We start from the raw sequence: 15,143 nt of genomic DNA on the forward strand, positions 1-15,143 counted from the left end.
CCCAGTCCTCCCAAGCTTTTTGAGCTTCAAACTGACAAAGTCAAGAGTAGATTACATAAAAAAAGTATTTCCGATTATTAATAAATCAAATAATCTTCCTCCAACAATTTTCAATAAAGTATATCAAAGTATATACCAAAATACGTATCAAGACATTGAGAATATTGTGTTAAACCAACTTTATACTGTTAATGATCAAGTTTACTGTTATTTTTTAGAAGACAAAGTCCTTAAGATAGCTAAAATTCAGAATTTCAAAACTTCATTTTTAGGAAAAGAATACAATGTAAATGTAGAATCAGATCCTCGATGGAACAAATACATTGAAGATTACATTATGTCATTAAAAAGAGACTTTCCTGTTAATCACGAAAGATTTAAATACATTGTTGCCGATATATTTTCTACCCCTGTAAGTTTTCAAGAATCTATTCTTCGTTTATTAGACTTGGGATTATTAACACCTGAAATTAATCCCTACGACCAACGCTTTTATATCTATCCAAACAAAAGACTCTCAAGCACAGAGGTAAATGAAATAATTAATAGAATATCAAAAAACGAAAACTTATCTTTTGACGAATTTAAAGTAGACAACAAATTCTTCAGAATTGACAACCTTAGATTTTTAAAAATGCTAAAAAGCCTTCCATTAAAAACTCAAAGCAAATTGAAGTTTACATCAAATCAATTTGGTATTGATGAATTTGGAATTTATATAATTGTTGAAGGAACAAAATATTATCTTGCTGAAACCCTCCCTAAGGACGGGAATATATTTTACTATATAAAACCTTATATAACCTATGCAAAAACAAAACTGACGTATAAAGATCTCATCCCAAAAGATCAGATAATTGAAGTATTAAGCGAAGTAGATGGTATTTGCCTTGTAAAATATAGGAATTCTAAATTATGGGTACCATCAAGATATTTGACCATTTTACCGCAAAGGAAAGTTTTTCTTAACCCACTAACAAAAGAAGAAGTTGAAAAATTTATAAATTCACGAGTAAAAAATGAAAAATCAAATTATTTTATATGGGTTGACTTGGCGAGATTATCAATTTATTTGATGAAAAAAGAAAATAATGAGTATGTTCTTATCAGAACAATTGATTGCTCTGCAGGGGCTGAATATACCCCTACATTGAGAGGTTATTTCAAAAGTAAAGCCAAAGTTTATAAATTTTATAATACACGATATAGGGCGGGAGCAATGTATGGGTTGGTGTATTGTGGTAATTATATGATACATTCTGTTATAACAAACCGGGAAGGTAAAATCATTGATAACTCCATAATAAAAAGAATTAGCCACGGCTGCATCAGAGTCCCTATGTATGATGCTAAATATATTTACAATAATGTGCCAGTTGGAAGTGTGGTGTGGGTGAATTGAAAAAAGGGATCTGTCCAAAAACAATAATTTTTAATAACCTTATTTGATGTTATTAAATACCAATATTAAATTATATAGCAAACAAAAAGAGGGTTGGGTAGCAGTTTTATCCCAGCCCTCTATTAGAGACTTTAAATATTTTTGTGTAAAGTATAATGACCTCCTTCTTGGTAAGAATCAGAATATAAACAAAAATATCCAAGAGGGAGTTTTTTGTTATGGAAAATGTTTTAACGAAAGAGCAATTACTTGAGTTCATAAGGAAAAATAACATCCAGAGTGTAAGCAACATTTATGAAAGCTTAAAGACCTATTTAAGGATGTGCTGCAAAGTTTTTAAGAAGCAGAGATTGAAGAAAGTTTAGGCTACAAAAAATATAATGTCAGAAATAAAAAAACAACAAATTCCCGAAATGGTTATAGTCAAAAGACTGTCAAAACTAAGTTTGGTAAAATGGAGCTTGATATTCCAAGGGATAGAGAAGATGAATTTGAACCCAAGATAATTCCTAAATACAAAAGAGATATTTCAGAGATTGAAGACAAAATCATAGCCATGTATTCAAGAGCAATAGCAACTCGAGACATTCATGTGCAAATAAAAGATATTTATGGTATCGAAATACCTGCTGAAATGGTTAGCAAAATTACAGAGAAAATTATTCAGCAGAATAAGAGAATGGCAAAATAGACCATTGGAAAAGATATATTCGTTTATTTTCAGGGACGCGATTCATTACAAGATAAAAGACGAGGGTAAAAATTGTGAATAAAGCTGCCTATGTTGTTTTGGGTATTAACATTGAAAGATATAAGGATGTTTTGGGACTATGGATTGGAGAAAGTGAAAGTTCTAAATTCTGGTTGGGTGTTCTGAATGATTTGAAAACAAGAGGAGTAGAAGAGGTACTACTATTTTGTGCAGATAGCCTAACAGGTTTAAAAGAAGCAATAGAAGCAGTGTTCCCAAAAAGCGATATTCAAAGGTGTGTTATTCATCAGTCAAGTTAATTCGTTCAAGTATGTTTCATACAAGCACATAAAAGAGTTTTCAAAGGATTTTAAAAAACTGTATCAGGCAACTAATGAAGAAGAAGCTTTTGAGAATTTTTGTCAAATAAAAGAGAAATGGGGGAAACAATATCCTTATGCATTTAGAAGCTGGGAAAGCAATTGGGATTTACTAACTTCGTTTTTTAAGTTTCCACCAGAAATAAGGAGAATAATCTACACAACAAATATTATAGAAGGTGTTCATAGACAATTTAGGAAAGTTACAAAGTCAAAGTCAGTGTTTCCAAATGATATAGCTTTAGAAAAGATGCTTTATCTTGCAACCAAAAATGTTGTAAGAAAGTGGACGCAAAGACACAGAAACTGGGATATAATATTGAACCAGCTTTTAATAATGTATCCTGAGCGGTTGAAAGAATATATAAAGTAGATAGCAATCGTCAGTTCGCGTTTTTTAACTGCTTCTATAGAAGCAGTTAAAAAACCAAATAAAAAAGAGAATATTATAACCCGGTATTAAATTTTCTCCATGAAGTTTAAAATTTATGCATAAAAAATATTAAAATGGTAATACTAAAAAATAGAAAATTGTCAATTAAATTCTCTTGACTTTGTCAGTTTGAAGCTCAAAAAGCTTGGGAGGACTGGGATTGACAAAATATGGACCTCAATTTTGTCACTACATCATTTGCTAATACCAATAAATTCTAAGCCTTCCTCATATGTCATGAAGTTTTTTGGACCCTTTATCTTCATTACATTCAGTATATCTCCAGCTCCTCCCTCAATTTTTTGCTTTATCAAATATTTCTTCCCTTTTATCTCTATTTCAAAAAAGTTCATTGAATATATTGCTTCCATTATCCTTTCACTACTTATTCCTTTACCTTTTCTCCTCAAAATATATTCCAATGTCCTTTGCAGTAAAAATGCCAAAAAACATATCACAAAATGTCCTTTTATTCTGCTTTCTGTAAAGTGATATATCGGTCGCACTTCTAAACAGCTTTTCATTACTCTGAATGACTGTTCTATCTTCCATAAATCGTGATATGCTCCTAAAACCTCTTCTACATCCATATCCTTTTTGCTCGTTTGAATTGCATAATAACCGTCAAATTTCTCATCTCGTTTTATCGCTTCCTCATCCAATACATATTCTTCTGATTTTGATTTCTTCTTCAAATATTTCCTTGCACCTTTCTTTTCTAAGGCTGTTATGCTTCCTTTGTTCTCTAAAAGCTCTTTGGCTTTTCTTACCAATCTCTCTCTGTCTTCTTTGTCTTTCTTGGCTCTCTTGCTTGAATACGTTATTATCAAATTCTCTTCTATTTTGAACTCTTTACCCTCTTCATCCTTGACAATATTTGTTCTTTCCAATACCTTATATTTGAATTCATCACCATAAATTTCTTCAGCATTCAAACATCTTTTGCCATCAAGTCTTTTATATCCTTCTTCATTAAAAACTTCATCTAAAATTTCTTTACTTGCATTCTTTAATCTGCTTGCTACTATATAGTCGTACCCAGCTTCTTTTATCATCTTTAAATTTATTCTGCTGTTAAGCCCTTTGTCTGCTACTATTATTATCTTATCTATACTAAATTTTTCCTTCAGCTTCCTCAGTATCTTTACCATCGTCTTGCTATCTATCGTATTACCAGGAAAAAGTTCATACCCTATCGGTCTGCCTTCTTTGTCCACCAAAAGCCCTAATACAACTTGCACTTCATTTACCTTGTTGTCTTTGCTAAACCCAAAATTTTTAAGTTCATCCGCTCTACAACTCTCAAAGTATATTGTCGTCACATCATAAAACACTACATCAACTACCATCTTAAATAAGTCTTTATTTCTCTGATACAGGTATGTCTCTAAATCTTCTTTTACACTGTCAAGAAAATCTAAACACCTGTACAATTGATTCAAATCTATATCCTCTTCAAATCCAAAATATTTGCTTCTCTGATGATAAGTTCTTAGTTTGCTCATTGGCTCTATCAATCTCTGTATGGTCATTAAAAAACTTACTTTGTCTACATCAAATTTTATCTTTCTCTCTTTTGCTGCTTTCCCTTTTAAAAACTTATCAATTTCAAGCTCCTGCCATAACTTTCTGTATACAATGTATCCCCAGTTTTTTACAACTGCATCCGAAATATCTTCTTCAGATTCAATAGTAACAGCTTTTGCATTCTCAGTAGTTGTTTCAGCGACAATATCAGATAGTTTTTTTACAATGTTTTTAAAAGCGGGGTCATCTTTGAGAATATCAAGTCTACCAAAGTTAAATAGTACTCTTTGCTTTACTTTACCATTTTCACGGTAATTTTCGACTAACCTAACATACTGATAACCGCCAGCATTAGTAATTTTGACAAACATATGGCAACTCCTTGAAGATAGTTTGTTATATTGTACCACAAAATATTTAAAAAGTCAAGCAAATTCAGTATATATTAAGCTAAAATTTGTCCCTACATTTTTTAAAATTTTTTATTTTTCTCTTCTTGAAACCCGCATAAATTAAGACTTTGTTATTTTTTGTTAGCTCAAAAACACCTCTTAACTGACAAAGTCAAGAAAAACCAAATAAAAAAGAGAATATTATAACCCGGTATTAAATTTTCTCCATGAAGTTTAAAATTTATGCATAAAAAATATTAAAATGGTAATACTAAAAAATAGAAAATTGTCAATTAAATTCTGAATGATTACTTACCAAGAAGGACGGTTTATCTTAAATACACAAAATTATTTACACACCCATATAGTAACATTAATGGTATAATTATTTATTCAACAACTTGGTACCAATTATATTACAATATTACTGCACCTTCCCACATGTAAGTTATATCGTAGAGTTTACAGTTAGATTTAATATCTTTGAGTTAATTGCTAAAATTTCTCAAGTTCTCTTGATGATGGATATTTATTTTTTTTTAATCACATCGGAATATCAAAAGAATGAAAATTTATTCTATATCCATTATCTTTTAAAATGATTTTGTCACATATCAGAACATCTGTATTCTCAGTTGCTTGACTTAAACTCTTTCAATACTTCAGGGTTTCAATTCAATATTACTGCATGTTGCTGAAATGAAAGTAATATAATTCGTAATTTTTCTTAATGCATTGGTATCTTATAATGTCCTCTTTACGTAAAAATTGTACACTTCTAACATTAAATTAAGTGTCTTATATTTGTAATACCCACTACTTTTATTTTATCTCACATTTACTTTCCCTTCATAAATTGTTTTGGTTTTTAAGCAAACAATTAAGCACAATCTGATATCAAGCAATGTTCAATAAATATTACAACCTTTTTTTCTTCACCAACATATAACTCACATCTGAGTTTTTATCACTTGTCTTGGACTCGATATATAATTCTATGTCTTCACCGAGTTCATATGATACAAAATAGCTGCCCCACTCTTCATTAATTCCTTCACCAACTTTTTTTAATTCTTTTACATTCTCTAATTTTTTATCTAAATCTGAGAGAGAACCCTTCAAGGAAATGCCAAAAAGTTTTATATTGTCGCCAGAACTAAAACTATTAACATATGCTTTAGTCATATTTTCTAATCTCTCTACCGAATTAAAATCAAAGCTAAATAAAAGCCCACTTTTAGTTTTATATAATAATCCTCCCTCATAGGAATAGATCTCTACTGGTAAACCAAATTCTTTTCTTATTTCGCTTAAGTTCATACTTAACAACTTTTTTATTGTGTCATAATTACTTAAATCAAATTCTGTATTTACTTCCTTGTTCCTTAGCTCCTTCAAATCGAACCAAAATTTTACTACTCCTCTTGCATATGATGCAATCTTATATGGTTCAAAACAAACTAAAAGACCATTATTTTTGAATACAATATCTTCAAACAAGTCTTCATCAAAGGCTTTCTGATTGTCCTGACCATTAAACACTTCATATGGTGGATCTTCTAAATCATTACATAGAGCTCTTGCAAAGTTTATATAATTTTTTATTAATTTTCGTTGATCATTATTCAAATAGTTTACAAGTTTTATACTGTCACCTGTTCTTAGATCAAAGGTAAAACCTTCGATTTGAGTCAAACCATGTGCTCCACCCGTATATGAGTATTCCTCAAATAAAAAAGAAATATAAGGTTCAACACTTTTGTCCCATTCATATTTGATATAAAGGGTATATGGATACAAACCTGAGTCACCTTCTGTCCCAGCAGATATTTTTTTTATATCTTCGATTTGTTGTTCAGCATATTTTTTAACAACAAAATTTATTTTCTCATAAACTTCTTGTTTCAATCCATTACCAATGATTTTAGGTATAAACACATCTATTTTATACTTTTCTGTATTTTGATATATTCTTTCAAGTACAACATCCCACGTGGGTTTATTAGTAGGTTTATTTTTGTTTGAATACATAATACCTTGATCAGTTTTTTGCTTAACCGAAGTATTAACCTTGCTAACACTTTCATTTTTTGTTTTTAATACCGAACATCCACTGATTGACAATAACAAAAAAATAAATATACAAATTGTAATCGTATTGATCTTTTTCATACCTGGAACTCACCCCTAAATTTTAATAAAAAGTAATCAAAATTTATCTAACTCTATAAAATTCATATCTTCCCATTCCAGAACCTGGGATGGGCTCTAATATTAATTTTTTACCCTCAATTTTGAAATAATATCCTTCTTTTCCAGTCAATGTACCTGTAAGATACAATTTATTTCCATCTATCTCCCATGCGCCACCTATCCAATAATAATGGGCTTTAAATGTACCATTGGGATAAAATATGATGGTATCTTTATTATCCGACCATGTTCCAATAATATTATCTGACCCTACACTAATGACATTTTCCCCACCTGAATTTGCTATTCCACTGCCCATTGCAAACATAATTACTGCTACTATAATAATGCATACAATATACGCCCCTACTGTAATATAAAGTGCCCTGGTTTCTTTATCTTTCAGTAAAACTTTGACCGACCAAAAGTTCAATACAACATTCATAAGTAAACCTAACATGCATAATAAAACAACTAACCAAACAGCTATAAACTGCAAAATTAAATTTACAATAGCTGCCCATGCAAAAGGAATTAAACTTACCCCTATTCCTCCCAATATAGCCTTAAATTCCACATCTTCTTTGAATATCATAGATGCTAATTTAACAATACCGCAATACAAAAGGTATAAAAGAAACAAAGCAATAAAGTTATACAAAAATGTTTTAAACGATGAATAAGAAGACAAAATTCCTGATATTTCAATCAAATCTTCAATAAACTGCAAACCTCTCCCCGCTAAAACAAGATTTTGAATAGAAACAAATATAAAAGTGAGAATAGCAAACAAAATGCCTGCTTTATAGTCATTGTTCTGTATAACCTTTGAAATAAAAACAAATGGATTTTTCAAAAATGCCCAAGCAAACTTTATTGTAAGATAACAATATCGAACTGCTGAGTTAATTACATCATTTAGGGTTGAAGTATTAGTAGATTCCTTTTTCTTTTCTTCAGCGGTATTTACAGTCTGCTCAATACTTTCGCTTTTAACATCCTCACTAGCTTTCGCAGTATTTTGAGTATCGTTCAATGCTTCACCGCTTGTAACTTGATTGCCAGTTGTTTGACTCACCATCGTTTGATTTGTTTGGCAAGTGCAAACCTCACCTTCCTGAAGTTCTCTACCACAGTATGGACACTTTGTCATTTCAATCACACACTCCCTTCATCTAGTTTGTATTCTTTAATCTTGCCATCTTCCGGCCAATTATAAAACCATGGAGCCTCTATTCCAACAATAATAAAGTTCTTTGCATTTTCATCCCATACAAGCGTGTAAACCTGTGCAGTTACTTTTTCAGGAATATCTTGTGGTGGAGAATCGTCCTTGTAATATACTGCATCTTTGTAGTAAATTTTTGCAGTAATTTTTAATGTTATTTTTTCTTCTTCGTCTCTAAACAATTGTAATGTTCCAAAGTTGAACTCAGTTTTTGTTACCTTGCCTGTAAACTTTTGGTTGTTAGCTTTTAAATCTTGAATTCTGCTTGTAAAAACTTGTTTTAACTCATCAGAAATGTGCAAAAACTTATTCGGATCCTGAGATGTCATAGCAGTTCTGTAAGACTTTTCAAAATCATTTATAACAGAAGCAACCTTTTCGAATGTCGAATTATTAGTATCATCGTTTGAAAGTGTATTTGGAATTGTAATGCTATTTGACCAGCTGCCAAGTTTTACAGAAGTTGTTCTCACTTCACCCCATGGAAGTTTTATTTTTGCACTAAACTCACTTCCGTCACTTACAGGTCCAAATTCAGACGCATCTTTTACCAAAACACCAGTTGGCTTACCGTTCAAAACTATCTCTGCATCTTCAAAATCTGAGTTTACCTCTACATAGCGCGGATAAAGATATAGTTCAGCTGTGTATTGGTTATAGTTACTAAAATCTGTACTGTAAATTTCTTCTTCATCAACCTTTTCTAATGTACAATACGGACCTTTGTATTCTGCTTTAACCTTGTATATCCCAGCAATCAATGGACCTATTGAAATTTCCTGAGATGGATCTGAAACTGAAGCAATGTTTTTACCATTCAAGTATATTTTTGCGTCCTTTGTATCACACTTCACTTTTAAAAAGTAATTTTTTGCTGCAATCTTATATTTCGTGAAGAAGATCAAGCCTTTGCCTGTAGGTTTTAAGAGAAAATCATTTGAATAATCTTGAGTTGAGAAAAGATCAGATAAAATATCAGTTAGAGATCTATTCTTTTTATCTGAGGATGAATTTGAAATTGATTGAATTGCTTCATCTAACGCTTTGAAAACACCGTTTATGTGTTCAGGCTTTGTCTGACACAACTCTAAGAAAGCTTTTAGATCATCTTGTGAAATTTGTTCACCTGTTTCATGAACAAGTATTTGGGAAAGCATTTTTGTGTTTTTATTTTTAACAGCTTCCTTGAATTCATTCACAACCCTTTGGGGAGAATATATTGACTTTCCAATCGCTACAAACAATATTAAGAACACCAGGAAACCTATAATTCCGTAAAGCCAAGGCAAAAGTTTTCTGTCAAATTTAAATTTTATGCCTGGAACTCTAAATTCTTTTGTTTGGTCATCAAAGTATTTCTCTAAGAAGAACTCTCTCTTAGGTCTTTGCAAATTACTCAAAGTCTTTGTCTCCAAGCTCTCTCCACACTGACTACATACTTTCTGCCCATTATCAATTGTAGCACCACACCTGGGACAGTAAAGCAACTTTTTTCCCTCCCATCATCACTCTTTAATATAACTCGACACAATTCGACATTATTCGACAAATTATATACTTTTAAGGTGTAATCTTGATTTAATTATAATTTTTCTCGTATATAAATGCAAGAGCTTATTTATCTCAAAATATGGTTGACATTAAGTTTTTCGTTTTGTATATTAAATAGCAGGAACAAAATCTTTTCTAGGGAGGTTGAGGAAATGAAAAAGCACATCTCAGTATTTATAACCATATTTGCTGTTATCTTTTGTTTTGTTGCAGTTGCGTCATCTCCGACAAATTATAAGACCATGTACGAAAAACTTTTGAAAGATTATAATTCTCTAAAAACTCAATATGACAAGCTAAAAAAAGAAAATGCTAATCTTCAAGCAAAGGTAAATGAACTTAGCAAAAAGGTAGCAACAAGCCCAGTTTATGAGTATCAAAGAGATATTATCCTAAATGGAGTAACACTCAAATACAAAGTTCCATTTATAAACTACAAAGGAATGAGATTTGTTCATCTTGACTCTATTCTTTACTGTTTCTACAATAAAAATATTGCACCTTGGAAAATTGATAACAACAAAAAAGCATTGGTTATTGGACCCAATCTAACACCAAATGGAGGCATCTTTTTGACTGATTTGCCATTAAGCGACTATTATTCAATACACTTTAATCCAGTTTCTAATTCAAATGAGGTCACAATATTAGGCGCAACAAAGGGCAAAAATATTGTGTGGCGAGCATATAACGAAAATTGGCGGAATGAAAATGATAGTAATAGATATACTTTTGTTCAATATAAACTCAATGGAGATTATAAAAAGTTAAATCTAACTCTTGGGCTTGACGATGAGACAGATGTCGGGGCAAGTGGTGTCTTCAGAATCTATTTAGATGGTGAAAAGAAATATGAAAGCCCAATTGCGAAGGGTGAAAAACCTAAAAATGTATCATTAGAAGTTGTAGGAGGAAATACACTAAAAATTGAATTTTATATAAATAAACACTATAGAAATCTTCAAGCCTTTCCTGTCGTTGTTGATGCAGTATTATATAAATAAAGTGTAAAATCGATGAACTCTGTAACAAAAGCAGGGACTATCTGCTCAAAGGTAGTCCCTGCTTTTTATTACTACTCCAAAAAATCCTTAAGTTTCTTACTCCTGCTCGGATGTCTGAGTTTTCTCAAAGCCTTTGCCTCAATTTGACGAATTCTTTCACGTGTCACATTGAATTCCCTGCCAACCTCTTCTAAAGTGCGTGCTCTTCCATCTTCAAGGCCAAATCTGAGCTTTAAGACCTTTTTTTCCCGCTCGTTGAGTGAGTCCAAAACTTCCATCAGCTGTTCTTTCAACATCGAATGGGCAGCAGCCTCAGATGGTGCAAGAGCATCATCATCAGGGATAAAGTCACCCAAGTGGCTGTCTTCTTCCTCACCGATTGGCGTCTCCAACGATACAGGCTCCTGAGCAATCTTCAAAATCTCCCGCACCTTTTCAACTGGCATGTTCATCTCTTTTGCAATCTCTTCAGGTGTTGGCTCTCTTCCTTTTTCTTGCAAAAGCTGGCGTGATACCCTAACTAACTTATTTATTGTCTCAACCATATGAACAGGAATTCTTATAGTTCTTGCCTGGTCGGCAATTGCCCTTGTGATTGCCTGGCGAATCCACCAGGTTGCATATGTGGAAAATTTATATCCTTTTCGGTAGTCAAACTTTTCAACAGCCTTCAAAAGACCAAGATTACCTTCCTGGATAAGGTCCAAAAAGAGCATTCCTCTTCCCACATACCTTTTTGCAATGCTAACAACAAGCCTCAAGTTTGCCTCAGCAAGCCTCTTTTTAGCCTCTTCATCCCCCTGTTCAATCCTCTTTGCAAGTTCAATCTCCTCTTCAGGAGTCAAAAGAGGAATTTTGCCAATCTCTTTGAGATACATTCTTACAGGGTCATCTATAGCAATACCTTCTGGCAAGTTTTCCAAATCATCTTTCAAAAGTTCTTCTTCAGAAATCCTATCATCAACGACGTCAATTCCCATACTTTCAAGAGTATCATATATATTTTCAATCTGGTTTGCATCAAGCTCTACCTTGTCAAGTATCTCTTGAATCTCTGAATATGTCAAAAATCCCTTGCTCTGCCCAAGTGAAATGAGCTCACGAACCTTCTCTCTTATGAGATTTTTCCTCTCATCTGTTGCTTTATTTTTCTCATCGGTATTCTTCTTTGAAGATTTTGCAGTTTGTTCTTTTTGTTCAACCTTCTCTTTTTCTTCTTGCTGCTGCGGCTGCTCTTGGTTTTTTACTTCTTCAGCACCATTTTGATTTAGGATGCTTTCATTATTTTGTCCAAGGTTTTGTTCTGTCATCTGCTCTCTCCCTCCCTTCCCGCTTTTAGTTTTTTCAGTTCATTTAGTATCTGGGTGATTTTAACAGCATCATTTTGTCTTTGTGCTTCTTCAAGTTCAAGTTTTAATTCTAACGTCTTGATATTCAGCTTCAGCTCTTCTATAGCTTTTTTCGCAGTATCACAATCTTCAAAACCTTTGGATGAAAAGCTTGTAAGCTCAGACAGAATACTCTCATCAGTTATAAAACTCAAAAGCATAGAGTAGCTCAACTCCATCCCCTCATCAAGTAGATTTTTTATGCTGCTGAAAAGAATTTTAATATCTTCAGTGTAAAAATCATTTTCTGTAAGAAGACTTTTTATCTCTTCTGACTTTGGTGCCCACTGGGTATAAAGTGATAAAAGATAGATTTCGTTTTTCTTCAATCTTTCAATATCAGTTAAAACTAATTTTTTCTGTACTTGTTTAAAATAATTTATATTTTCTATTCGCCTAACTTCTTTTTGAGCTTTTTTTGAAAACTCTCTTGCTATTACATTTTCATCTATTCCAGTAAGATCTGATAACTTCTTTATATACTCTTGTCTTTCAACTTCATTTGAAATCGGGGTCAAAATCTTCTCAAAATATTCTCGTACAAACCTAAATTTCTGGTCTGACTTGCTCAAATCATATTGGTTTTTTAGTTCTTTTATTTTATAATCTATAACAAACATACTATTTTGCTTTTTTAATAAAAAAGCATCTTTTCCAAATTTCTTAATATACTCATCCGGGTCCTTTGCACCCTCTAATTCCATAACTCTTACCATGAGCCCGTTTTGATACAATATATCTGCACTTCTTATTGCCGCTCTCTTGCCTGCCTCATCACTGTCTAAACAAAGTACAACTTCATTTTTATATCTTCGCAAAAGGAAGCTATGGTCCTGAGTAAGTGCTGTGCCCAAAACTCCAACTACATTGTCAATTCCCTCTTGGTGCAAAGCAATAACATCCATGTATCCTTCAACAACTATAAACTCGTTTTCCTTGCTCTGTTTTGCAATGTTAAGACCATACAGAATCCTTGACTTCGAGAATATCAAAGTATCAGGTGAATTCATATATTTTGGAGCAGAAGTGTCAGTAATTATTCGCCCACCAAATGCAATTACCCTGTTCATTGTATCGAATATAGGAAAAATAAGCCTTCCTGCAAATCTACAATAATTTTTTCCATTTCGCTCAAGAAAAATTCCACTCAAATCAATAATTTCTTTAGGATACTTTTGAGAAAGCCTTTCGTACAAGTCATTTTTTTCAGGACAATAGCCAAGTCCAAATCTCTTTGCTGTTTCCTTTGTAATTCTCCTTTTTATTATATACTTCGCAGCTTCAATGTTCTTGCGAAGATAAAGCTGCTCTTGGAAATACTCAAAGCAGTCTTTGTGAAGATTGATTAGCTCTTCTTTCTGTTTTGCTAAAGCTCTGTCTTTTGCAAATTTAGATTCAGATAAATTAATATCAATTTTTGCTTTTTCTGCTAAAACCTTAAGAGCTTCGGTAAAGGTTAAGTTTTCCATCCGCATTACAAAGTGGATAGCATTTCCACCAACACCGCAGCCAAAACAGTGAAAAATTTGTTTAGCTGGTGAGACATAAAAAGATGGTGTCCGCTCTGTGTGAAAAGGGCATAGTGCCCTAAAGTTAACCCCTACTCTCTTTAACGGGATATAAGATGAAACAACATCAACAATATCCACTTTATTTAAAATCTGTTCTACAATTCTTTCCAGCACATTATGTTCACCTTCATGTTTTTTGGGACAATTTAATTTTATTTCGACAAATTTTTTAAAATACCTTTTAGCATTTTTGACAAAAATCAAAGCTTATTCCATGGCGAAGGTAAGAATATTTCATAAAACTTTCGCATAGCATATCTGTCTGTCATTCCGGCTATATAGTCGATGATTGCCTGTTCTTTGCCAAATCTGTCAATATCTCTTTTTACATCGTCAGGTAAGGCATCAGGATTCGACATAAAATACTCGTATAGAGCTTGTATAATATACTTAGCTTTCTTTTCATCTCTTTTAGCTTCAGACCCAATATACACATTTTGAAACATAAACTCTCTTAACTTATGCATTGCGTAAAAGACATCTTCACTCATGGTTATTTCTGGTTTGTCCATACTATTTCTTATTATATCCACAATCAAAGTGTTAATTCTCTCACGCTTTGAAAATCCTAAAATCTTAAGACAGTCCTGGGGTAAATCCTCTTCTTTTAAAATCCCTGCTCTTATTGCATCATCTATGTCATGATTTATATACGCTATCCTGTCTGCAAATTGCACCACTTTTCCTTCTAACGTCGAAGGAGTATTGCCCCATACATGGTTTAAAATACCGTCTCTTACCTCAAATGTAAGATTAAGCCCATCATCCCCTTCTAAAAAGTCAACAACTCTTAGGCTCTGCACATTGTGAGAAAATCCACAAGTTGTAATTTGGTTTAAAATGTCTTCTCCTGCATGGCCAAAAGGTGTGTGGCCCAAATCATGGCCAAGGGCAATTGCCTCTGTCAGGTCCTCATTGAGCCTTAAAGCCCTTGCAATTGTTCTTGCTATCTGAGCAACCTCAAGGGCGTGAGTCAGCCTTGTTCTGTAGTGGTCTCCTTCTGGTGATATGAACACTTGTGTTTTGTGCTTAAGTCTTCTAAATGATTTTGAATGAATGATTCTATCTCTGTCACGTTGAAACTCGGTTCTGACCTGACACTTTTCTTCTGGTCTTTGTCGCCCTTTTGTATTCTTTGAAAGGGTGGCATATGGTGACAGAATCTTACATTCCAGCTCTTCTTGGTATTCTCTTATCCTTAACAAATTTTCTCACCGGACTTTTATAAAGTCCCTCTTTACATTAAATTTTTTAAAGACTTTATAATGTTTTTGGTTTATATAATAACTTAATTCTATACAAAGTGAATTTTCCCTTCTTTTAATGCTGAAAAATTCAAAAAGAAGAAGGCTGGAAATTCACAAACCAGCCTTCTTCTTTTAT

At 32.6% G+C, this 15,143-nt stretch carries 9 protein-coding genes and 1 pseudogene; 3 read left to right on the forward strand and 7 right to left on the reverse strand.

Annotation, left to right across the window (positions count from 1 at the left end):
* Positions 1-19 precede the first annotated feature (19 nt).
* Together OTJ99_RS09855 and OTJ99_RS09860 are read left to right on the forward strand one after the other, a co-directional pair.
* Complete coding sequence (locus tag OTJ99_RS09855) at positions 20-1,402, forward strand: L,D-transpeptidase (protein ID WP_269015335.1); 1,383 nt, start codon at positions 20-22, stop codon at positions 1,400-1,402.
* A gap of 218 nt (positions 1,403-1,620) precedes the next feature.
* A pseudogene (locus OTJ99_RS09860) lies at positions 1,621-2,846 on the forward strand (IS256 family transposase).
* Positions 2,847-3,100: 254 nt separating this feature from the next.
* Here OTJ99_RS09860 and OTJ99_RS09865 read toward each other — a convergent pair.
* The 4 genes from OTJ99_RS09865 to OTJ99_RS09880 form a co-directional block, all read right to left on the reverse strand.
* Positions 3,101-4,804 (reverse strand): IS1634 family transposase, encoded by a 1,704-nt coding sequence (locus OTJ99_RS09865; protein WP_045165236.1) that lies wholly within the window; start codon positions 4,802-4,804, stop codon positions 3,101-3,103.
* A 939-nt stretch (positions 4,805-5,743) separates the two neighbouring features.
* On the reverse strand, positions 5,744-6,997 hold the full coding sequence (locus OTJ99_RS09870; RefSeq protein WP_045166367.1) for a DUF4163 domain-containing protein: 1,254 nt from the start codon (positions 6,995-6,997) through the stop codon (positions 5,744-5,746).
* 43 nt (positions 6,998-7,040) lie between these two features.
* Positions 7,041-8,171: a Yip1 family protein gene (locus tag OTJ99_RS09875; protein WP_045166366.1), complete on the reverse strand. Its 1,131-nt coding sequence runs from the start codon at positions 8,169-8,171 to the stop codon at positions 7,041-7,043.
* A 5-nt stretch (positions 8,172-8,176) separates the two neighbouring features.
* Positions 8,177-9,733 (reverse strand): zinc ribbon domain-containing protein, encoded by a 1,557-nt coding sequence (locus tag OTJ99_RS09880; protein ID WP_045166365.1) that lies wholly within the window; start codon positions 9,731-9,733, stop codon positions 8,177-8,179.
* 216 nt (positions 9,734-9,949) lie between these two features.
* On the opposite strand from OTJ99_RS09880, the gene OTJ99_RS09885 reads away from it, so the two are divergent.
* Positions 9,950-10,801, forward strand: a complete 852-nt coding sequence (locus tag OTJ99_RS09885) for an NPCBM/NEW2 domain-containing protein (protein WP_045166364.1) — start codon at positions 9,950-9,952, stop codon at positions 10,799-10,801.
* Between the two features lie 71 nt (positions 10,802-10,872).
* On the opposite strand, the gene rpoD is transcribed toward OTJ99_RS09885, so the two are convergent.
* Genes rpoD through OTJ99_RS09900 form a run of 3 tightly spaced genes read right to left on the reverse strand, consistent with a single transcriptional unit; the run spans position 10,873 to position 14,965 of the window.
* On the reverse strand, positions 10,873-12,111 hold the full coding sequence (gene rpoD, locus OTJ99_RS09890) for an RNA polymerase sigma factor RpoD (protein WP_083943585.1): 1,239 nt from the start codon (positions 12,109-12,111) through the stop codon (positions 10,873-10,875).
* Positions 12,108-13,964, reverse strand: a complete 1,857-nt coding sequence (gene dnaG, locus OTJ99_RS09895) for a DNA primase (protein ID WP_045166363.1) — start codon at positions 13,962-13,964, stop codon at positions 12,108-12,110. Before dnaG ends, rpoD begins: the two co-directional genes overlap by 4 nt.
* Positions 13,961-14,965 (reverse strand): deoxyguanosinetriphosphate triphosphohydrolase, encoded by a 1,005-nt coding sequence (locus tag OTJ99_RS09900; RefSeq protein WP_045166362.1) that lies wholly within the window; start codon positions 14,963-14,965, stop codon positions 13,961-13,963. Before OTJ99_RS09900 ends, dnaG begins: the two co-directional genes overlap by 4 nt.
* Positions 14,966-15,143: the final 178 nt, after the last annotated feature.

Origin of the sequence: Caldicellulosiruptor naganoensis, from assembly GCF_026914285.1 — a bacterium.
GTDB classification, from domain to species: domain Bacteria; phylum Bacillota; class Thermoanaerobacteria; order Caldicellulosiruptorales; family Caldicellulosiruptoraceae; genus Caldicellulosiruptor; species Caldicellulosiruptor naganoensis.